Source organism: Brevibacillus sp. TJ4, from assembly GCF_044627595.2.
Lineage (GTDB): Bacteria > Bacillota > Bacilli > Brevibacillales > Brevibacillaceae > Brevibacillus.
In genome coordinates this window covers 1,132,219-1,152,675 of record NZ_CP185865.1, presented here as the reverse complement: position 1 = coordinate 1,152,675, position 20,457 = coordinate 1,132,219, and the positions used below count along the sequence as shown (strand labels likewise).

Annotated in this window: 19 protein-coding genes; 4 read left to right on the top strand and 15 right to left on the bottom strand. The window is 54.4% G+C overall.

The window, feature by feature from the left end; genetic code table 11:
* Positions 1-28: 28 nt before the first annotated feature.
* Together ACAF76_RS05330 and moaC are read right to left on the bottom strand one after the other, a co-directional pair.
* Positions 29-1,291, bottom strand: coding sequence for an MFS transporter (locus tag ACAF76_RS05330; protein WP_421617600.1), 1,263 nt, complete (start codon positions 1,289-1,291; stop codon positions 29-31).
* Between the two features lie 2 nt (positions 1,292-1,293).
* Complete coding sequence (moaC, locus tag ACAF76_RS05325) at positions 1,294-1,776, bottom strand: cyclic pyranopterin monophosphate synthase MoaC (RefSeq protein WP_421617599.1); 483 nt, start codon at positions 1,774-1,776, stop codon at positions 1,294-1,296.
* Between the two features lie 190 nt (positions 1,777-1,966).
* Between moaC and ACAF76_RS05320 the strand changes: the two genes are divergently transcribed.
* Together ACAF76_RS05320 and ACAF76_RS05315 are read left to right on the top strand one after the other, a co-directional pair.
* The gene (locus ACAF76_RS05320) at positions 1,967-2,674 is read left to right on the top strand and encodes a molybdenum cofactor biosynthesis protein (RefSeq protein ID WP_421617598.1); all 708 of its coding nucleotides are present in this window, start codon (positions 1,967-1,969) and stop codon (positions 2,672-2,674) included.
* Between the two features lie 3 nt (positions 2,675-2,677).
* Positions 2,678-3,703, top strand: coding sequence for a ThiF family adenylyltransferase (locus ACAF76_RS05315; RefSeq protein WP_421617597.1), 1,026 nt, complete (start codon positions 2,678-2,680; stop codon positions 3,701-3,703).
* A gap of 82 nt (positions 3,704-3,785) precedes the next feature.
* On the opposite strand, the gene ACAF76_RS05310 is transcribed toward ACAF76_RS05315, so the two are convergent.
* From ACAF76_RS05310 to ACAF76_RS05290, 5 genes are all read right to left on the bottom strand, one after another.
* Positions 3,786-4,604 carry an IS3 family transposase gene (locus ACAF76_RS05310; RefSeq protein WP_400162159.1) on the bottom strand — a complete coding sequence of 273 codons (819 nt, stop codon included), beginning with the start codon at positions 4,602-4,604 and terminating at the stop codon, positions 3,786-3,788.
* Positions 4,605-4,648: 44 nt separating this feature from the next.
* Positions 4,649-4,945, bottom strand: coding sequence for a helix-turn-helix domain-containing protein (locus tag ACAF76_RS05305; RefSeq protein ID WP_400162144.1), 297 nt, complete (start codon positions 4,943-4,945; stop codon positions 4,649-4,651).
* 128 nt (positions 4,946-5,073) lie between these two features.
* Positions 5,074-6,123 carry a sensor histidine kinase gene (locus ACAF76_RS05300; protein WP_400162861.1) on the bottom strand — a complete coding sequence of 350 codons (1,050 nt, stop codon included), beginning with the start codon at positions 6,121-6,123 and terminating at the stop codon, positions 5,074-5,076.
* Complete coding sequence (locus ACAF76_RS05295) at positions 6,114-6,794, bottom strand: response regulator transcription factor (protein ID WP_400162860.1); 681 nt, start codon at positions 6,792-6,794, stop codon at positions 6,114-6,116. The genes ACAF76_RS05300 and ACAF76_RS05295 overlap by 10 nt, the downstream gene beginning before the upstream one ends.
* A 4-nt stretch (positions 6,795-6,798) precedes the next feature.
* The gene (locus tag ACAF76_RS05290; protein WP_400162859.1) at positions 6,799-8,559 is read right to left on the bottom strand and encodes an ABC transporter ATP-binding protein; all 1,761 of its coding nucleotides are present in this window, start codon (positions 8,557-8,559) and stop codon (positions 6,799-6,801) included.
* 353 nt (positions 8,560-8,912) lie between these two features.
* Here ACAF76_RS05290 and acnA point away from each other — a divergent pair, with 353 nt between their 5' ends.
* Positions 8,913-11,642 carry an aconitate hydratase AcnA gene (gene acnA / locus ACAF76_RS05285; protein ID WP_400162858.1) on the top strand — a complete coding sequence of 910 codons (2,730 nt, stop codon included), beginning with the start codon at positions 8,913-8,915 and terminating at the stop codon, positions 11,640-11,642.
* 531 nt (positions 11,643-12,173) lie between these two features.
* Here acnA and ACAF76_RS05280 read toward each other — a convergent pair.
* The 4 genes from ACAF76_RS05280 to ACAF76_RS05265 all read right to left on the bottom strand — a co-directional run bounded on the left by ACAF76_RS05280 (position 12,174) and on the right by ACAF76_RS05265 (position 15,345).
* Positions 12,174-13,085 carry a DMT family transporter gene (locus ACAF76_RS05280; RefSeq protein ID WP_400162857.1) on the bottom strand — a complete coding sequence of 304 codons (912 nt, stop codon included), beginning with the start codon at positions 13,083-13,085 and terminating at the stop codon, positions 12,174-12,176.
* A 194-nt stretch (positions 13,086-13,279) separates the two neighbouring features.
* Complete coding sequence (locus tag ACAF76_RS05275; protein WP_400162856.1) at positions 13,280-13,780, bottom strand: DUF4188 domain-containing protein; 501 nt, start codon at positions 13,778-13,780, stop codon at positions 13,280-13,282.
* 10 nt (positions 13,781-13,790) lie between these two features.
* On the bottom strand, positions 13,791-14,423 hold the full coding sequence (locus ACAF76_RS05270; RefSeq protein ID WP_400162855.1) for a TetR/AcrR family transcriptional regulator: 633 nt from the start codon (positions 14,421-14,423) through the stop codon (positions 13,791-13,793).
* A 178-nt stretch (positions 14,424-14,601) separates the two neighbouring features.
* Positions 14,602-15,345, bottom strand: a complete 744-nt coding sequence (locus ACAF76_RS05265; RefSeq protein ID WP_400162854.1) for an IclR family transcriptional regulator — start codon at positions 15,343-15,345, stop codon at positions 14,602-14,604.
* Between the two features lie 223 nt (positions 15,346-15,568).
* Here ACAF76_RS05265 and ACAF76_RS05260 point away from each other — a divergent pair, with 223 nt between their 5' ends.
* Positions 15,569-16,300, top strand: a complete 732-nt coding sequence (locus tag ACAF76_RS05260; RefSeq protein WP_400162853.1) for a YheC/YheD family protein — start codon at positions 15,569-15,571, stop codon at positions 16,298-16,300.
* 95 nt (positions 16,301-16,395) lie between these two features.
* Here the strand turns inward: ACAF76_RS05260 and ACAF76_RS05255 are convergent, their stop codons facing one another.
* From ACAF76_RS05255 to ACAF76_RS05240, 4 genes are all read right to left on the bottom strand, one after another.
* A complete protein-coding gene (locus ACAF76_RS05255) occupies positions 16,396-17,226 on the bottom strand; it encodes an aldo/keto reductase (protein WP_400162852.1) in 831 nt (276 codons plus the stop codon).
* A gap of 93 nt (positions 17,227-17,319) precedes the next feature.
* Positions 17,320-17,958 (bottom strand): pyridoxamine 5'-phosphate oxidase family protein, encoded by a 639-nt coding sequence (locus ACAF76_RS05250; protein ID WP_400162851.1) that lies wholly within the window; start codon positions 17,956-17,958, stop codon positions 17,320-17,322.
* A gap of 96 nt (positions 17,959-18,054) precedes the next feature.
* The gene (locus ACAF76_RS05245) at positions 18,055-19,191 is read right to left on the bottom strand and encodes a cation:proton antiporter (RefSeq protein ID WP_400162850.1); all 1,137 of its coding nucleotides are present in this window, start codon (positions 19,189-19,191) and stop codon (positions 18,055-18,057) included.
* A gap of 72 nt (positions 19,192-19,263) precedes the next feature.
* The gene (locus ACAF76_RS05240; protein ID WP_400162849.1) at positions 19,264-20,442 is read right to left on the bottom strand and encodes an acyltransferase family protein; all 1,179 of its coding nucleotides are present in this window, start codon (positions 20,440-20,442) and stop codon (positions 19,264-19,266) included.
* Between the last annotated feature and the right edge of the window lie 15 nt (positions 20,443-20,457).

Sequence of the window (20,457 nt, the reverse complement as noted above, 5' to 3'; positions counted from 1 at the left end):
GTCAAGAACGTCTTCGCTCCTGCCCGCCTTACATTTTTCCGACGACCGTAACAGGGGGCTGCGGCTTGCTGCTGCGCTTTACGATCCGGTGATGCAGGGCAAAAAAGCCTACCGACATCAAAGCGAGCATCGTCATCGTATACAGCAGCCCTGATGCGCTGTACGCTTGAAACACCATGGCGCCACACAGCGGTCCGAGCATGCGACCCGCCGAGCTGGTACCCGTCACCAGCCCTTGGATAAAGCCTTCTTTGCCCGGCGGCGTAAACTGGGCAGCCACCGTCGGAACAGCCGGCCAGACCAGCATTTCTCCCAGCGTCATCACGAACATCGCGAGGAAAAATCCGGCGTACACTGTCGTCTGCGTGAGGATCAGCATCGACAGGGCGAAGATGTAGGAGCCAAGCAGCATTTGCGCGATCAGCGTGCGGGCGAACCGGCGGATCACCCACGAGATCAACGGCTGTCCGAGCAAAATCAGCGCCCCGTTCAGCGTCCACAGCAGGCTGTACTGATTCAGGGAAATGCCCAGTGACTGCATGTAGCTCGATAGTACAGTGGTCCATTGCGAATAGACGATCCAGCTCATCAGCAGACCTGCACACAAAAGAAGCAGCGCTCCCCAGATTGCCTTTCGCGACAAAAACGGCCTGTCGATGTCGGTCTGTTCTGCACTTTCTCCCTGCCCTTGCACGGCCATTTGCCCCGTATTGACCGCTCCCTGCCGGATATAGCGCGGCAGTCCGATCGTGAAAAGCAATAGCGCGATGACTTGCAACATGGAATTGCCGAGAAACGTCCAGGAAAACGAGACGCTGGCCAGCACTCCGCCCAGCGCAGCACCTGCGGCAACGCCTGCATTTTGCGCAACGTAAATCATGTTGATCCCTTTGCGTCCGCCCTGCGGCCACAGCACAACCGCGAACGCGTTGATAACCGGGGATGACATCCCGTAAAAAAGACCGTGCAAGAGCAACAGCACTGCATACGCCGTGAAGTTTTCGGTCACGGCCAAACCAATGGAAATCAGAATTACGCCGATCGACGCGATGACCAGTGTGCGGATTTTGCCCCAACGGTCAAACAGCAGCCCGCCGAGGACACTGCCGCCGAGAAACGCTCCCTGGTTGAGCATCAGCATCAATCCGGCGACTGTCAGCGATTTTCCCAGGTGATCGCTGATGTAAATGGTGACCAGCGGCCAGATACAAGCCATTCCGGTAGACGAAATAACAGCAGCAATAGCCAATAGCCGTATGCTGCCTGGATACGCTCTCCATTTTTTCTCCACGATTAGCGATCTCCCCGTCTGAAGTCTCCGCTTTTTCCGCCTGTCTTGCTGACGAGACCCGTCGATTCAATCGTCATTGCCTTGTCCATCGCCTTGCACATATCATATACGGTCAGCGCGGCTACACTGGCTGCGGTCAGCGCCTCCATCTCGACGCCTGTCTTGCCTGTCGTTTTGACAGCAGCCTCAATCTCCAGCGTCTGTTCATCAGCAAAGTGAAAACGGATGTCGATGCCAGTCAGCGGCAGCGGATGGCACATCGGGATGATCTCCCACGTCTTTTTCGCCGCCATCACACCGGCTACCTGCGCCACCGCCAGCACGTCGCCTTTGGCTACGCGTCCTTCGCGAATCCGCTCCAGCGTCTCGCGCTCCATGACGACTTTGCTGCAGGCGACCGCTTCCCGCTTGGTTACATCTTTTTCCGAGACGTCCACCATGCGCGCGCGATTTTGTTCATTAAAATGCGTCAGTTGATCGTTCATGCCCTTCCTCCACTTGTAACGGGTCTTGTACCCGCCTGTAATCTCTTCTCTCCTTACCATACTCTCGGCACATCAGAAAAGCAATTGGAATCTCGCTCCCATGCGCCCTCCTGCATTGGCATCTCCTCGCAAGTATGGTATCTTCTAGCCATAGAAGCAGTAGTTATCCTACGGGAAGCGAGGAGTTACCTTGACGATCACCATTTATTTGTTTGCCGGACTTGCCGAAAAAGCCAACCAGCGTGAGATTCAGTTGACCCTGCCAGAAAAGGCGACAGTCGCTGACCTGCTGCACGCTGTCGCCGAACAGTATCCAGTGCTTTCGCCACTTCTGGGAAGCTGTTTTGTTTCCGTTAATCACGAATACGCTGCCCACGACCAGCTCATTGCCGCCACAGACGAGATTGCCCTGCTGCCTCCGGTCAGCGGCGGAGAGGAGCCGCGTTTTGCCATTACGAGCGAGCCGTTGAGCGCCGACAAGCTGGTGCGGCTGGTCAGCAATCCGCACGCCGGAGCGGTCCTGACTTTTGTCGGAACGGTTCGCGAGTTTACCCACGGGCAGAAAACCGTCTACCTTTCGTATGAAGCCTACGCCCCGATGGCTGTAGAAAAAATGAAGCAAATCGCCGCAGAAATCGAGGAGCGCTGGCCTGGCACCCAGGTCGCGATGCACCATCGGATCGGCGACCTGCACATCGAGGAAATCGCCGTCATCGTCGCGGTGGCTACGCCGCACCGCAACGAATCGTTCGAAGCCGGACGGTACGCCATCGAGCGGCTGAAGCAAATCGTCCCGATCTGGAAAAAAGAGATGTGGGAGGACGGCAGCGAGTGGAAGGGCCACCAGCAAGGACCGTGGAACCCGCTTGCCACCTACGACGACAAAGGAGTGAAATAAGCGGTGAACACACGTTACTCACGGCAAATCCTGTTCGCCCCGATCGGCCGTTCCGGTCAGGAGAAGCTCTTGCAAAGCCGGGTCGCCATCGTCGGCATGGGCGCCCTGGGGACGGTGCTGGCCAATCACATGGTGAGAGCGGGGATCGGCTTTGTCCGGCTGATTGACCGCGATTTTGTCGAGCCGAGCAACTTGCAGCGGCAAATGCTGTATGACGAATCCGATGCGGCACAGCATCTGCCCAAGGCGATCGCGGCACACGCCAAGCTGTCACAGATCAACTCCGAAGTCGGCATCGAACCGGTCGTGACCGACTTGACCGCTTACAACGCCGAACAGTTGCTTTGCGATGTCGACCTGGTGCTGGACGCCACCGACAACTTTCAGGTCCGTTACTTGGTCAATGACGTCTGTGTCAAGCACGGCATCCCCTGGGTGTACGGCGGGGCCGTCAGCGCTACCGGGACGTTTACCGCGATCCGCCCGGGCCAGACGCCTTGCCTGCGCTGTCTCTTTCCGGAAGCGCCCAATCCGGGCGAGATGGCTACCTGTGACACGGCAGGCGTCATCGGCCCGATCATTCACATCGTCGCTTCCTACCAGGCAACCGAAGCGCTGAAAATGCTGGTCGGTGCAGACGATGCGCGCAATCCCAACCTGGAGCACTTCGACATCTGGAACAACCAGCATCAACAGATCAAGGTGGCCAATGCGAGACGACCTGACTGCCCAGCCTGCGGCCAACAGCAGTTTTCCTTTTTGCAGCCGCCAAGCGATGAGGGACAAGCGGTATCTCTATGCGGACGGGACACAGTACAAATCTCTCCGACCGCAAACCTCTCCCTCGATCTGGAGGCGCTGGCGGAAAGGCTGTCCCCGCTCGGCACGGTGGAACGCAACCGTTTCCTGCTGCGCTTTCACACGGAACCGCATACACTCGTCGTCTTTCCGGACGGTCGCGTGCTCGTTCAGGGGACGGACGATATCAGTCTCGCCCGCTCGTTGCACGCCCGCTATATAGGCGCATGATACAGTCGCTCCGAATGAAAAAAATCCTCGTTTCCTCCTTGGTCAAGACCCCAATTTGTAGACAGTAAGAAAAACCCGGCCGCTAGGCCGCAAGTTGACGCCTGTATTCTACAGGCGTTAGCTTTTTTAGGTTGATTTGAATCCGTTCCTCATTGTAGAAACGGATATATTCTTCAATTCGCCTTTGTGCCTCTTCTAAGCTTCGTATATCATAAGGATAGAGTGCTTCCACCTTGAGATGGGAAAAGAAGCTCTCCATAGAGGCATTGTCTAAACAATTGCCTCTACGGGACATGCTGATTTGGGCGCCAACCGTAGGCAGCATGTCATGGTACGCATGGGACGTGTACTGGAATCCCTGATCGCTGTGAACGATCAGTCCGGTCACGTCCTTTTGCATTTCAAAAGCTTTCTTAAACGTCTCGAGGACTAATGCATTGTCATTTCGTAAACTCATATGGTAAGCCACAATCTCATTGTTGTATAAATCTTTTATTGCGGAGAGGAACAATCGCTCATCTCCAATACGAAATTGAGTGATATCGGTGACCCACTTCTGATTTGGTTTATCTGCGGTAAAGTCACGTTGTAACAGATTATTGGCAACACGACCAGTCGCTTCAGCGACCTGATACGTACTACGATAGGTGCGCTTACGCCGAATGATGGCCTTGATCCCAAGCCCCTGCATGATTTTCAATACCTTTTTGTGATTCACTCGTTTGTTGTATTGCCGTAGCAGCTCTTCTTTTATCCTCCGATAACCGTAAATTCCTTTTCGCTGCGTATATATGGCTTGAATCTGCAGTTTGATCTCACGATCCCGGTTCATATGTTTCCGTCCCAAATAACGATAATATCCGCTTCTCGAGACCCCCAGAACCTTGCAAAGCTCTGTCACAGTGTACAGCGATGCAACTCTTTCAATAATGCGATACTTCCTACTTACACCTCCGGTTTCCAGATTTCCAAACACTTTTTTAGCATTTCATTCTCCCGTTCCAGTTTTTGAACGTACCGACTCTGGTCGATATACTCTTTGCGCCTCCCACGTTGATCGAGGAGTCCAAACTCCCCAAGCTGTCGATATTTTCGCATCCAGCTTTTTACTCGATCTTTATCTTGAATTTGGAAGTGTTCAGTAATTTGGCGATATGTCCATTTTTCTTGTACATGTAAACGAATCGCCTCTATCTTCATTTCTTCCGAATACGACTTAAACTTTTGTCCTTTGATTGCCATGAAAAATGCACCCCCTAAAGATACATCGGATTTCCCTAGGGGTTTTTCCAATGTCTACTTTAAGGGGTGCACTTCATCCTCTCGCCGGGACGGAAAACGGGGATTTTTTTCATCTACAGGAAGCTGATTCATTGCCGGGGAAGCCGCAGCGTGATCGTCGTCCCTTCCCCTGCTTCGCTTTGTACATGGATATGGCCGTGATGCATCTCGACGATTTTCTTGACGATCGACAGTCCCAGCCCACTGCCGCCACCGGTACGGTTGCGCGACTTGTCTGCCTTGTAAAAGCGCTCAAAGATTCGCTCGACGTCTTCTTTGGCGATCCCGATGCCGGTATCCGCAATCGTCACTTCCACTTCCTGCTCGCGCTGCAGCAGGCGAACGCAGATTTTACCGCCCTCCGGAGTGAACTTGATGCTATTGTGGAGCAGATTCGTCCACACCTGGCTCATCATGTCTTTGTCGGCAGCGATCTCCGTCTGTTCCAGCTCGCCCTCCATTTCGATTCTCTTGTCCAGCCACTGCGGTTCACAGACGAGCATCGCATTGCGCAGTTGCAGGTCGAGCCTGTAGCGGCTTTTTACCAACGGGTCCTGACGGGCTTCCAGCGAAGTGAGCCTGAGCAGATTTTCACTCAGCTTGGACAGGCGGCTGCTCTCGGTTTCGATGATGTCGAGATAGCGCTCACGCTCCGCCGCGCTGAGCGTATCGTCGCGCAAAGCGCGGGCAAAGCCGCTGATCGACGTCAGCGGTGACTGGATTTCGTGCGACACATCGGAAATGAACTCCTGGCGCATCCGCTCCATTTCGTTCAACTGCTCCGCCATGTGGTTGATTCCTTCCACCAATTGCGTGAACCGGTGGTCACCCTTCATCTCAAGTCTGACGCTGAAATCTCCGTTGGCGATCCGCCGGAAGGCATCGATCAATGTTTGAAACAGCTCCACATGGCGCTTCGGGATGAACAAAGAGGTGATCAAGCCAGTCAGTATAAATAGGAAGAAACCTGTCAGCAGACTGACCAGACCGCGGGCGAATTCCGACGAGAGCAGCCCTGTCTTGAGATGAAGCCAATTGGCGATCTCGAAAGCGGCGGCCCAGCAAAGCGTCAGATAGGCAAGGAAGGCAATCAAGCCGACCAGCCGGAGCCACTTTTTGTTTTGCGGACTTACTCCCACGGGCTCACCTCCAGCCGGTACCCGAGACCGCGCACCGTCCGGATGGAAACGCCGCTTTCGTCTTCCCGGAATCGCTCCCGCAGGCGATTGATGTGCACATCGAGAGTGCGTTCATTTCCTTCAAAATCGTAGCCCCATATTTGTTCGATCAACTGCTCGCGGGGCAAGGTCCTGCCTGCATGGCTAGCCAAAAGAAACAGCAGCTCAAACTCCTTGGGCGGAATCGCCAGCAACTCGCTGCCCTGCCTGACTTCATACGTGTCACGGCTCAGGTGCAGAGAGCCGACTTGCACGGTTTGCGACGCTGCGATCCGGTACCGCTTCAACAGCGCCTTCACGCGCACGACCAGCTCGGCTGGCTCGAATGGCTTAACCAGGTAGTCATCCGTGCCCAGCTCGAACCCTTTCACTTTTTGCGAGGTCTCCCCTTTTGCCGTCAGCATCAGCAGCGGGATGTCATAATGGCGCCGCAGTTCGCGGCACAGCTCCCAGCCATCCATGCGAGGCATCATAATATCGAGGATGACGAGATCGACCGGCCCATGCTCCAACACGGCCAAAGCCTGTTCACCGTCCTCCGCCTCGATGATCTCGAAACCTTCCTTGCGCAAAAACAAGCTGACCAGCTCGCGAATGTGCGGATCGTCGTCTACGACCAACAGTTTTGCCATCGGCTCACACCCTCTCCCGAATCCGCAGTTGCTGCGTAGCAAACTCGCGGTACATGGCATGGCTTTCGAACAGCTCCTCGTGCGTTCCTTTGCCCGTGATTTTTCCTTTATCCATGAAAATGATCTGATCGGCATCGACGACCGTAGACAGACGGTGGGCAATGACGAGCGTCGTCCGCCCTTTCATCAGATTGTTCAGCGCCTCCTGCACGATGATTTCCGATTTGCTGTCCAGACTGGAGGTCGCCTCATCCAGCATCAGCAAGCGCGGATCGCGCAACAGCGCGCGGGCGATCCCGATGCGTTGGCGCTGACCACCCGAGAGCTTGACGCCTCGCTCCCCGACCTGGGTTTCATACCCGTGCGGAAGCTCGTCGATGAACGCGTCGGCGTATGCCATCCGGGCTGCATGCCGCAGTTCCTCTTCGCTGACGGATCGGTCGAGACCGTAGCAGATGTTTTCGCGGATCGTGCCGGCAATCAGCGGACTTTCCTGGGAGACGTACCCGATTTGACCGCGCCAAGACGGCAACGTAAACGCGGAAATCGGATCTTCTCCCAGCCGGATCGTACCGCTAACGGGTTGGTAATAACGCTCGATCAGCGAGAACAGCGTCGTCTTCCCGCTGCCGCTCGGGCCGACGATGGCAGTCACTTTGCCTGGTTCGATCGTAAAGCTGACGTCGTCCAAAATCGTTTCGCCATTTTCGTAGGCAAACACCACGTGCTCTACATGAATCGGCAGGTCTGCCTTTTCCAGTGTACGTCCCGACTGATGATCCTCCTCCTCGGCCTCCAGCGTCTCGATGATCCGCTCGGTTGCACCCATCGCCTTTTGCAGTTGGGTGAAAAACTGCGTGAACTGGCCGAGCGGCATGACGATTTGCACGAGATACAAGATGAAGGCGACAAGCTCGCCGGCCGTCAGCGCACCCGTGGAGACGCGCATGCCGCCATACCCCATGATCACAACCAGCAGCAGCATGATAACGAACGAGACGAGCGGCCCGATCATCGCCTGCACGCGACCTTCCTTCAGCCCGTAACGGAACAGGTTGTTGATGCCGTTTTTCCCGTTTTCGTACTCGCGTGTCTCCGCGTTGGACGCCTTCACGAGCCGCACTTCAGACAGCACCTGGTTCATAACCGTCGTGAAGCTCGCCGTCTCCGCCTGCAAGCCTTTGGAGATTCTGTACATTTGCCTGCCCAGCGGAACGAGAATCGCTGCCGACAGCGGCACAGCGATCAGCATCGTCAAGGTCATCTGCCAATCGAGGTACAGCAGCGTCGCGATCGAGCCTACGATCGAGATGATCCCGGTAAAAAAGGTCGCCAGATGGTCGCTGATCAGCCCTTTGACGACCGAGGTGTCATTGGTCATCCGGCTGATCGTCTCACCCGTCCGATGGTTGTCGTAGTAGGTGACAGGCAGGACGAGCAGCTTTTTCCACAGCCGATCGCGGAGTGCGGCGACAATGCCCTGGCCGACGTGGTTCAGCAGGTAGATGGACAAACCGCTCGCCACCGCCTGTGCGAGGAATGCGACAGCCAGCAGGACCAGTTGTCCGCCGGTAATGGAAGCCATCGTGAAGCTGTCCACGAGATTTGCCGTAAACAGCGGGATGATCAGACTGACGATCGTAGTCGCCACGCTCATAAACAGCGCGATGCCGATTTTCAGCTTGGATGGTTTTGTATCACGAATCAACCGGACAAACGGACGCCAGTTGCCCAACGTGGATGGTTGTTTGGCCTGTTCTCTCATATCGATTTCTCCTTGTTTGCATCTTTTGTTAATTGTAACAAAATCACGGGGTTTCTCTCCTTCCCAACGTGCAGCCCGCGGTACGAAATTCGGGCGACGCGGCCTTTGTTTTCTCCAGAGAAACCATATCGCATGAATGTAAACAGAGTATAAACGGGATAATACAGGAAGTCTTGTTATTACTGCTCTCGCGAAAAAAAATTTTCCTGTTTGCTTTCGAATGATTTTGTATATAAATGATGAATTTAGGGTAGATGAGCACAAACAAATCGAGTATAATAAATTCGTAATCAATTCACGAAACTGAGTTTCGTCTGATGAAACTTCAAGTCAGGAAAGGGAGGTTGTTTTCATTGTCTATCAAAGATGCTTACAAAGTGAAATCTTCCCTTCAAGTAGGCGACAAGTCGTACGTGTACTATCGTCTGCAAGGGTTGGAAGAACAAGGCATTGGTGATGTATCCAAGCTTCCGTTCTCCATTAAAGTGCTGCTGGAAGCGGCTGTACGTCAATTTGACGGCCGTGCCATCACAAAAGAACACGTACAACAACTGGCGAACTGGACCAAAGGTCGCGACAGCAACAAGGAAGTTCCGTTGATGCCAGCACGTATCGTTCTTCAGGACTTTACCGGCGTACCTGCGGTTGTAGACCTGGCTGCGATGCGTATCGCCATGAAGCGTGCAGGTGGAGATCCAAAACGAATCAACCCGTTGGTTCCTGTAGACCTGGTTATCGACCACTCTGTCATGGTTGACGACTTCGGCAACCCGAATGCTCTGGAAAACAACATGAAGCTGGAATTCGAACGCAACCAAGAGCGCTACCGCTTCCTGCGCTGGGCGCAAACAGCGTTTGACAACTTCCGCGCTGTTCCTCCGGCTACCGGTATCGTTCACCAGGTAAACCTGGAGTACCTCGCATCCGTCGTGGCTACTCGTGAAGTAGACGGCGAACTGGTTGCATTCCCGGACTCTCTCGTCGGTACAGACTCCCACACGACCATGATCAACGGTCTTGGCGTCGTTGGTTGGGGCGTCGGCGGTATCGAGGCAGAAGCAGGCATGCTGGGTCAACCAATGTACTTCGTAACACCTGAAGTTGTCGGCTTCAAACTGACCGGAACACTGAGCCCGGGAGCGACTGCAACTGACCTGGCTCTGACTGTTACCCAAATGCTGCGCAAAAAAGGCGTGGTAGGGAAATTCGTAGAATTCTACGGTACTGGCCTGTCCAGCATTTCTCTGGCTGACCGCGCTACTGTCGCCAACATGGCTCCTGAGTACGGCGCGACGATGGGCTTCTTCCCGGTTGACGCTGAAACGCTCAACTACCTGCGCCAAACTGGTCGCGACGAAAAACTCATTTCCCTGGTCGAAGCATACACCAAGGAACAAGGCCTGTTCCGTACAGATGACACGCCAGACCCAGTCTTCTCGGAGACACTGGAACTGGATCTGTCCACTGTCGTACCGAGCCTGGCTGGTCCAAAACGTCCGCAAGACCGCGTAGAGCTGACCGACATGAAGAAAGCCTTCAACGAAAGCCTGCGTGCGCCAATCGAAAAAGGCGGCTTCGGTCTGTCCGAAGAAAAAATCGCGGCACAAGCGCCAGTTACCTATCCAAACGGCGAGACTGCTACGCTGAAAACAGGTTCTGTCGTCATCGCAGCGATCACGTCTTGTACGAACACATCCAACCCAAGCGTTATGCTGGGTGCTGGTATCCTGGCGAAAAAAGCGGTGGAAAAAGGCCTGAAAAAGCCTCCGTTCGTGAAGAGCTCGCTGGCTCCAGGTTCCCGCGTCGTTACGCAATACCTGCAAGACGCTGGCCTGCTTGACTCCCTGGATGCTATCGGCTTCAACGTAGTCGGCTACGGTTGCACCACTTGTATCGGGAACTCCGGTCCACTGCCGGAAGAAACCAGCAAGGCAATCGCGGATGAAGACCTGACTGTAGCGGCTGTCCTCTCCGGTAACCGCAACTTCGAAGGCCGCATCCACGCACAAGTAAAAGCAAACTACCTGGCTTCTCCTCCACTGGTCATCGCCTATGCGCTGGCAGGTACTGTCGACATCGACCTGGCAAACGAGCCAATCGGTACCGGCAAGGATGGACAGCCAGTTTACCTGAAAGATATTTGGCCAACGCCAGAAGAGATTTCCGCTGCCATGGGCAAAGCGATGAATCCGGAACTCTTCCGCGCTCAATACGGCCAAGTGTTCACGCAAAACGAAGCGTGGAACAAAATCGATGTACCAACTGGCGATCTGTACGAGTGGGATCCAAACTCCACCTACATTCAGGAAGCGCCATTCTTCAAGAACCTGCAAGGTGACGTAGGTCATATCGAAGACATCAAAGGAGCCAAAACGATCGCACTGTTTGGCGACTCTGTGACGACCGACCACATCTCCCCTGCAGGAAACATCGCGCCAACCAGCCCGGCAGGTATCTATCTGCAATCGAAAGGCGTGGAGCGCAAAGACTTCAACTCCTACGGCGCTCGTCGCGGAAGCCACGATGTCATGATGCGCGGTACGTTTGCCAACATCCGTATCCGCAACCAAGTGGCTCCTGGCACAGAGGGCGGCGTAACCAAATACCTGCCAACCGACGAAGTTATGTCCATCTACGATGCTTCCATGAAGTATCAGGCTGACGGCACTCCGCTTGTCGTACTGGCTGGTAAAGAGTACGGTACTGGTTCTTCCCGTGACTGGGCAGCAAAAGGTACCTTCCTGTTGGGCATCAAAGCTGTTATCGCAGAAAGCTTCGAGCGTATTCACCGCTCCAACCTGGTAGGTATGGGCGTACTGCCGCTGCAATTTGCTGATGGCCAAGGCTGGAAGTCTCTGGGTATCGACGGAACTGAAACCTTCAGCATCGAAGGACTGTCCGACGATGTACAACCAGGTCAACGCGTAAAAGTAACAGCTACCCGCACAGACGGCAGCACGTTCACGTTCGATGTGATTGTACGTCTCGACTCGATGGTAGATGTAGACTACTACCGCAACGGTGGTATTCTGCAAACGGTACTTCGTCAATTGCTGGACGAAGCTGCTCCTGTTAACGCGTAATTCACAGCTACCCGATTTACCAAATACGTTCGTTACAGCACCCACCCAATTACAAAGGCTTCCGTCGATTTGCTGACGGAAGCCTTTTTTCGTTTTGAGAGTGGGGAGAAGAAGATTCCCCTGCTTTGCCCAGGCTACGTCCCCAGGGGGAATAGACTGTCCGCTACGCCCCGACTGGCGGGGAATCGCAAAAGCAGCCGTCGCTTCGACGAATAGCCAAGGTTGCGATTCTTTCTCCCGCCAGTCGGCGCTCCGCTGGGCGCGAACTCCGCGATGGGCGGCGCATGGAAATATTCTTCTCCTAGTGGCTATCAAGGGAAAAAGCTCGCTGTGAAACCGAATTTCAGGCGAGCTTATTTCGGAGCCCAAACGAGCGGAGCTGTGCATGACGGGAAACAGAAGCGCAACCCTGATCAGGCTGCGGAGCGGTATCTGCTTTTGCGCTTCCCCGTCAGGGACAGCGGAGCGGGCAGTCCATGCTTCCATGCAGGACGCAGACCCGAGCGGAGGCTGGAAAAGCGGTTTCTCTCCCTATAGCCTCGAAGAAGCCTCCCTTCTCCTCTCCCGCATCATCCCGGTAACTCCCGAAGCCAGCACGACTCCTGTGATGACCAGCAGACCGCCCCAAATCTGCGCAGCCGTGATGCCCTCTCCCAGAATCACGCTGATCACCGCCGTAATCACCGGGATCAGATTGAGGGTGATCCCCGCCTTGTTCGCTCCCAATTCACGTACCGCCTTATTCCAGAAAACAAAGGAGAAAATCGAAGGAAACACGACGATGTAGAAAAAGCCGGTGATCCCGAGCGCATCCATTGCCGTAAAATCAACCCCTTGGGCGATGGCAAAGGGCAGCATGATCAGCACGGCGAGCACCGTCGAGGCGGCAGTAGCCGTAATCGGCTTGACGCCTTTGATCCGTCTGCCGATGATCGAATACAACGTCCAGACCAGCACAGCGCCCAACGTCAGCAGATCGCCGCGATTGTACTCCGCGGCAAAAATCTGCATCAACTCGCCTCGCGTCAAAACGACCATGACGCCGACCAGCGAAAGCACAAAACCGGCCGCCTGCACGCGGGTAATTTTTTCACGCAGCAGAAAAAACGAAAACAGTACGATGACCCCCGGATTGAGTGCTGTGACCAGAGCCGCGTTGGTCGCCGATGTATAGACCAGCGCCGAGTACAGGAACATATTGTAGCCGATCACACCGGTCAGCCCCAGCACCGCAAGCGGCAGCCACTGCTTCCCCACCTGCCTCCAGTCCGGCTTCTCCATCAGATGCGCCAGCGGAATCAGGACGATCAGCGCCAGCGCCCAGCGCGCAAAAGTCAGCCACAAGGGACTGAGCATCGTAATGACGTACTTGCCGAAGACGTAATTGCCCGCCCAAAACAGGTTGCAAAAGAAAAGCAACAGCCAGACGCGATTTTGTTTCACGTTCCCACTCCTCCGCAGCATGTAACCCGAGTCAAAAGGTTTGCCAATATTCCCACTTTACTTGATCGGCTCGTTTGCTGTAAAGGCGTCAGGCGTTCACAAAACCCCATAGTTGTATGAGCGGTTACTACAAATTGGAGATGCCCAGCTGATTGTATTGCGAAAAGACCACGCGACGACTTTTACTATTTTACTTACTGCGGGCTGGGAACGGCAGGCTCGTTGTCTCCCCCCAGTCTTCTTCTCGCCGTCTCCTTTTTGCCGACCGCAGGCACATGCTCTCCCGCCTGCGCCAGTCCCCAGACCGGCATGTTGGCGTACAGACACTCGTATTTTCCTGCTTCCACGAGGTACGTTTCATGGAAGACCCCGACACTGCCGTCCGTGCCGATGCGCTTGTTGAAATTTCGCCACGCCGTCAGATGCTGATGACCGTGGCGCGCATAGTTCTCCAGATGTTCGTAGGAACGCCAGTATTGAATCTGCGTCAGCTCCCGCGAATTCATGTGAAAGCTCGTGCCGAGGAAGCCCAGCTCCGGATGCTGGTACAGTTCCTTGACCATCCCGCCCATTGCCTTCGCCACCGGAACCCATTTGTGCACTGCCCAGTATCGATTGATGCGCATGCCAATGACAAAGACGACAAAAGGTCCGTCGATTTGCGCCGTAAAGCGCCCGGGGAATACGTTTGCCACAAAACAACACCTACCTCATCAGTGGTTTTAAATGCACTTCATACGTCGCCATCGCATCCGGCGAGCGCCAGAGATGGGCCGACAAATACCCGCCGTAAAAAATCGTGAACAACAGCATGACCGCCTCATCCTCAGTAATGCCGTCAACCAGCTCCCCAGCCTCTTTTGCCTCCCGTACACATTTGCGGAACAAATGTCCCAGGTTGCTTTCCGCAATCCCTGTCACATCTTCTTTTTCCGGAAACAACAGACGCAGTTCGGCCTGGGACAAGATCGGGACACAAGGGTGCATGCTTTGTTCCGCCAAAAAACTGATCAGGCTGAGCATCAGTCCTGGCTGCCGCTTGGCATTCTCCGTCAGTTTGCGCAAAATGTGGCGCACCGCTTCCCAGCCCCGCTTTTGCGATTCCTCCAGCTCTACGTAACACTCCGCCTGCCAAATGCTCATAAAGTAGACAAGCAATTCTTCTTTTTGCGGAAAAAATTTAAAGAACGTCACCTTGGAGACCTCTGCCTGCTGGCAAATCTCCTCCACCGACACTTGCCGAAAAGAGCCTTCTCCGATCAGCTCGATCCCGGCCTGTAAGAGAGCCAGCTTCGTCTTCGCCTTCTTCTTCTCGCGCAACGGAATCGTTTCCGCCATCATCATCCTCCTCATCAACGCTGGATTTTAAGTTTATAATAGTAAAAAAGCAAACCGAAGTAAAGTTATTTATTTAAGTAAATGAAAATCAGGCAATCATATCCTTCTGCTCCCTGAGAAAAACAAAAAAAAAAACCAGACTGCTCCCCTCTCGGAACAACCTGGCTCTCGCCAAACGCTATTTCATCATTTTTCCCATTCGATAGGCAGCCTCCAAAATATACGGAGCGTACTCTCCCATCTTTTCTAGTGTCAACCGGTTGGACGGTCCCGACGCTGCGATGGCCGCTACCAATTGCCCGTTGCGATTGAAAATGGGAGCCGCGACAGCCGCTGTCCCCAATTCCCGCTCCTCCACACTGGTGGCAAACCCCAATTCCCGGATTTGCTCCAACTGCTCCAGGTAGGACTCCCGATCCACGTAATCCGGCCACTCTTGCTCATGTAACAGCTCATGCAACACATGTTCCCCCGCATACGCCACCAGCACTTTACTCGATGCTCCTACAGTAAGCGGCATGCGTGCGCCCACTGGTGCCACCCGACGAATCGGCTGCCTGCTTTGGACTGCCTGAATGCGGATCCGTTCCATTCCGTCGCGGATGTAGAGGCTGATCGTTTCTTCGACCAGGTCGCGCAGGCGTTCCATTTCCGGCAGCAGCACCGTCGCCGGATCGTCATTATGGGTCAAATTCGCGGAAAGTTCCCAAACCCGAAAGCCCAGACGGTATTTTTCCGTCTGCACATCGCGGATCAAAAAGCCCTTGTTTTCCAGTGTAGCCAGCAAACGATGCACCGTGCTTTTGTGCAAGGAGAGCCTGGTCGCAATCTCGCTCAGCCCCAAATCGGTCGAATCGGTAAAGCAGAGCAGGATTTCCAATGCACGTTCGACAGCACGTACGTTTGCTTTCTGTTCTTCCATCTGTCACACCTGCTTCCTACATGTTCCAGAAGTAGTTTCATCTGATGAAACGATTTTCTACTTTACAGTATACAAAAAATTGCGCGGGAGTAAAGAAAAGAATATTTGCCCGGCAGCGAACAACCCATTTTTCTCAAGCAGGACACCCCTACAGGCAAGAACACGCAGCAAACATAGAGTAAAAAGGAGTACAAGTACAGCCTGACAGGGGGATTGAACACAGTTGGCTAGAAAAAGTGAAACGAAACTGACCAAGTACCGCATTATGCGGTCCAGCGCCTCTATTGCCAAAGGCCTGCCATTGACCCGTTCCTTTTCCAGACGCTCGTTCTCGGCAATGGTGCGGAGCTATCCGAGAGTATTTGCCAAACCGATATCCGGGAGCGGCGGTGCGGGGATCATTATGATTTCCAGAGCTGGAGCTAACCGCTTCCACGTACACAGCGGAGCAGTACGCAGGACGATCCGCGGCAGCGACAATACGTACCGCTATGTGAAAAGGAAACTCTCCACCCACTATTTGCTGCAGCAAGGCATTCCGTTGGCGCGAGTCGGCAACCGCCCGTTTGACGTGCGCGTCATGGTGCAGCGAAAAACCGGCTCCAGTTGGATCGTCACAGGCATGCTGGCAAAGGTGGCAGGCAGAGGCTACATCATCACCAATATCAGGCGAAGCGGCGGGTATGTGCTCCCGCTCTCGACGGCCATCATGCGCTCCAATATTCGGCCGCTTGCTCCGTCCGCCATCATCTCCCGCTTGAGCACGGTCGCTCTCCTGGCGGCAGAACGCTTGTCGACGTACTACCGCTCGCAGCGCGTCTACGGCTTTGACATGGGGATCGACCGGAATGGCAGAGTGTGGATCATCGAAGCCAATCTGCGTCCCGACATCAGCCTGTTCCTCAAACTGCCGGACAAAAGCATGTACCAGACGATCCTTTCCTATCGAAGCTGATGTTACAAGGTAGAATTCCCCAAAACGAAACGAAAAAAGCAGCTTTCCAACGATTGCGAAGGAGAGCTGCTTTTTCATGGCTGAACATACGTACATTAGAAGTTGAACGTATCCGGGTCTGGCCCAAATCGCTTGTTTTCATTCAATGCGCTGATGCGCTCGATGTCCTGCTCCTCCAGGGTGAAGTCGAACAGCTCGCTGTTTTGCTGGATTCTCGCCGGCGTGATCGACTTCGGAATCGTCACCACTTTTTGATCCAGGTCCCAGCGAAGGACGATTTGCGCTGGCGTCTTGCCGTATTTTTCGGCCAGCTCCACCAGCAGCGGTTGATCCAGATTGTTGCCCTGCATCAACGGGCTCCACGCTTCCAGCTGGATGCCGTGCTCGCGGCAGTAGGACAGCAATTCCCGCTGCGTCAGAAGCGGATGGAATTCCACCTGGTTGACAGCAGGTGTGAGCTCGCTGGTGGCACGCAACTCCTCCAGATGATGCGTCTTGAAGTTGCACACCCCGACTGCCCGTACATATCCATCGCGGTACAGCTTTTCCATCGCCTTCCACACATCGGTAAACTTGCCTTGTCCCGGCCAGTGGATGAGGTACAGATCAAGCGTATCCACACCGAGTTTTTTCGTGCTTTCGTCAAACGCCTTCAAGGTCGCTTCATAGTCCTGGTGAACATTCCACACCTTGGTCGTCAGGAAAAGCTGGTCGCGGTCAATACCCGATTCGCGGATCGCTTCCCCGACACCCGCCTCGTTGCCGTAAATGGCAGCCGTATCAATGCTCCGGTATCCGGTTTCAATCGCAGTACGGACTGCATTTTTGACTTCGTCGCCTTCTTTGACTCTCCAGACGCCAAAACCCAGCCATGGCATCTTGACTCCATTGTTTAAAACGGTGCAATCCGTAATCTTTGCAGCCAAATCGATCTCCTCCATCCACCAAATTGTCATGTCCTTCCAAATGACAGTGTAGCACAAAGCAAAATAAAGTGAAAAGAGAAGAACTGCACTTCCCTAGTACAGGTTCTTTTTGTAGCTTTCCTGCAATCCCTCGGCGATTTCCTTCGCGCCCACGCCTGGCATTTTGATATGCTCAGCCAGCATCTTCGGCATGTCCGGCAGCTCTTCCTTGGTCATCCATTTGTCCGGCTGCCACAGCCCGGAACGAATAAAGGCCTTGGCGCAATGCACAAAACACTCCTCTACCTGGACGCCGATGCCGATCGTCGGCACTTTGCCGTTTACCTCCATCTTCTCAAGCAGATGCGCATCGCGAATGATGCAGGCACGACCATTGATGCGCAGCGTCTCCTGCAGTGAAGGAATGAGAAAGATCAGGCCGACATGCGGGTTGCTCAAAATATTGCGGATCGAGTCCATGCGCCGGTTGCCGGGTCTCTCCGGTATGACCAGATGGCGGTCATCAATGACATGGACAAAGCCGGGGGCATCCCCACGCGGCGAGGCGTCACACCTGCCATTGGCATCCGAAGTCGCCAAAATCAAAAACGGGGCTTGCGAAAGATAACGGCGGCAATGCTCGTCCAAATGATCGATTGCCTTTTTTTGCACGACCTCGCTAGGCTCGCCAAACATTTCCTTCAATTCCTCTGGCGCAGTTATGACATCCCGAAAAATTCCGAAATCAGACACGGCAAACACCTTCTTTTTCGTCTTTTTCTCTCCATCATAACACAAGACTCGCCGTAATTTTGGAAAAATCCGTACGCGCAAGAAAGCCGGTCCCCGCTATGGAGCCCGGCTGTACAGCACTTTCAGCATCGGTGGAGTGACGAGCGTAGTGATGATGACCACGATGACGATGGACGTGAAGTAGTCCTGCAGCAACAGCCCCGATTCCAGTCCAATCGCCGCGATAATCAGCGCCACCTCGCCACGGGAGACCATCCCCGAGCCGATAATCAGCGATGAGCGCGTGTCGAATCCAGTCAGCTTCGCCCCCAGACCAGACCCGAACAGCTTGGTTGCGATCGCGATCAAGGAAAGAATGACAATCAGGACAATCTGGCTGCCGATCCCGTCGAAGGATACATGCAGACCGACGCTGACAAAGAAGACGGGCACAAATACAGCGTAGGCGATCGGCTCCAGCTTATGCTCTACCTCTTCCTTGTACTCTGTCTGCGAGATCGCGATTCCCGCAGCGAACGCCCCGATGATCCCGGCGATGCCAAGTATTTCTCCGTAATACGCAAAGGCCAAACAGACGATCAAGCCAGCACTGATCACCGCCTCCGATACGTTCAACGGCGCCAGCCAGCGCATCAGCGGCGGAATCAGCTTCCAGCCAATGATAAAGATCGTGACGAAGAAAATGACTTTTTTCAGAATCACCATGCCGATGCTGGCATCCCCGCCGACGAACAGGCTCATCACAAAAGCGAGCAGGACGACTACCAGCACGTCGTCGACGACAGCTGCACCGAGTATCGTCGTGCTTTCCCTCGTGTTCGATTTGCCGAGCTCCTTCAAGGACTGAACGGTGATGCTGACGGAGGTGGCACACAGCAAAAGCCCCAGAAAAATGGCTTGTGGCTGATCCAGCCCGATCGCAATCCCCATCAAATATCCCCCGAGAAAGGGCAGGATAATCCCGCCGAACGCGACGGCAAGGGAAGCGTTTCGGTTGCGGTTCAGCTCCTCCACATCCGTCTCCAGCCCGGCCATAAACATCAGGAGCAGGACGCCAATCTGGCTGAAAATCTCAACGAACGCAGACGGATAAATCCAGCCCAATACAGCAGGGCCGAGCAAGATGCCGATGAGCAGCTTGCCCAGAACTGCGGGCTGACCGAGCCGCACGCTGAGGTCCCCTGCGAGTTTCGTACTGAGGACAATGATCCCTAGCTGCAATATATACTCCACACATCAACACCCTCTTATGTCTGGCTCGTTAGTAGTGTGGAGGGAAACGAAGAAAAGTATACGATTGTCCTTTCATCCTGCCTGTCCGTTCGGTCGTTTGCCGGCCGCCGCGATCTCTCCCCCTCGCTCCTGTGCGCCGCCCCACTCCTCCAGCCCTTCACTCGTCTGCTCTCTCCTGCCGAAGCTGTCGTTGCTCGGCTCTTTTGGCAGGGGTACTCCCGGCTTGCCGATGACGTAGGCTGCAAGCGAAAATTTGTGCAGCAGGCGCGCGGCAGCGATGGACAACAGCACGCTGCCGACGAACAGCACGATGAGTGTGAGCAGCGGCGGCAGGGCAACTGGCTGCCACATCGTCAGCATCTTCTGGATGCACATGAGAAAGAAAATATGAAGCAAATAAATGGAGAACGAATATTCACTGATGGTTCCGAGCAGGCGTGGGACTTGTCGGAAGCGCTGGACGAAGGCGAACAAGGACGCGATCATGCCACTGGCAAAGAGCAGCACATCGATTCGCTTTGAACTTTGCAGCGTGATGATCCCGCTGTGGTACAACATCAGCATGCCGCAGCCAAGAACGAGCGTGGCAAGCCAGATTCGGTGCTTGTAGCGATCCAACAGCTTCTGTACGTCAGCGTAATGACGCCCGCCGTAATAGCCCAGGCAAAAGTAAAACAGCCATCCGGGAAAGGGCAGCCACCACGTCTGATACTCGGACAGCGGATCATCGAAGCTGCGTACAAAGCTGAAAAAGCCAAGATACACTGCGTTGACCAAAAAAGCGGCTGGCAGTACCCATCTCCACGACAATCTGTGCTGGTAGCGGTCGAAGCAGACGTGCAGCAGGAAAAACTGGAACAGGATCAGGAGAAAATAGCCGTGGAATTTCCCGAGAAACAAGTTGGCGACAAGCTGGTCTGCAAATTGCGAAAGTGTCCGCTCGCCGGCAATGGAGGTGAGCAGGGCGTAGCATACGGACATCGCCAGAAACGGAACCAAAATGTACTTGATCCGGCTGCCAAGAAATTGACCGACCGACTTGCGCGTCTGTGAGGCGGACGCCAGAAATTCAGATAGAAACACAAACAGCGGCGTAGCAAACATCAACAAGAGCAGCGCCGAATCCCAGACCTTTTTTTCCAGGGAAACATCCGTCTCCCCAAATGTACTGTAGATCGTCATGCTGATTGCGTGTATCAGCACAACGCAAAGGCAGGCCAGCGAACGCAGCCAAAACACTTCTCGGATCATCCCGTACCCAGCTCC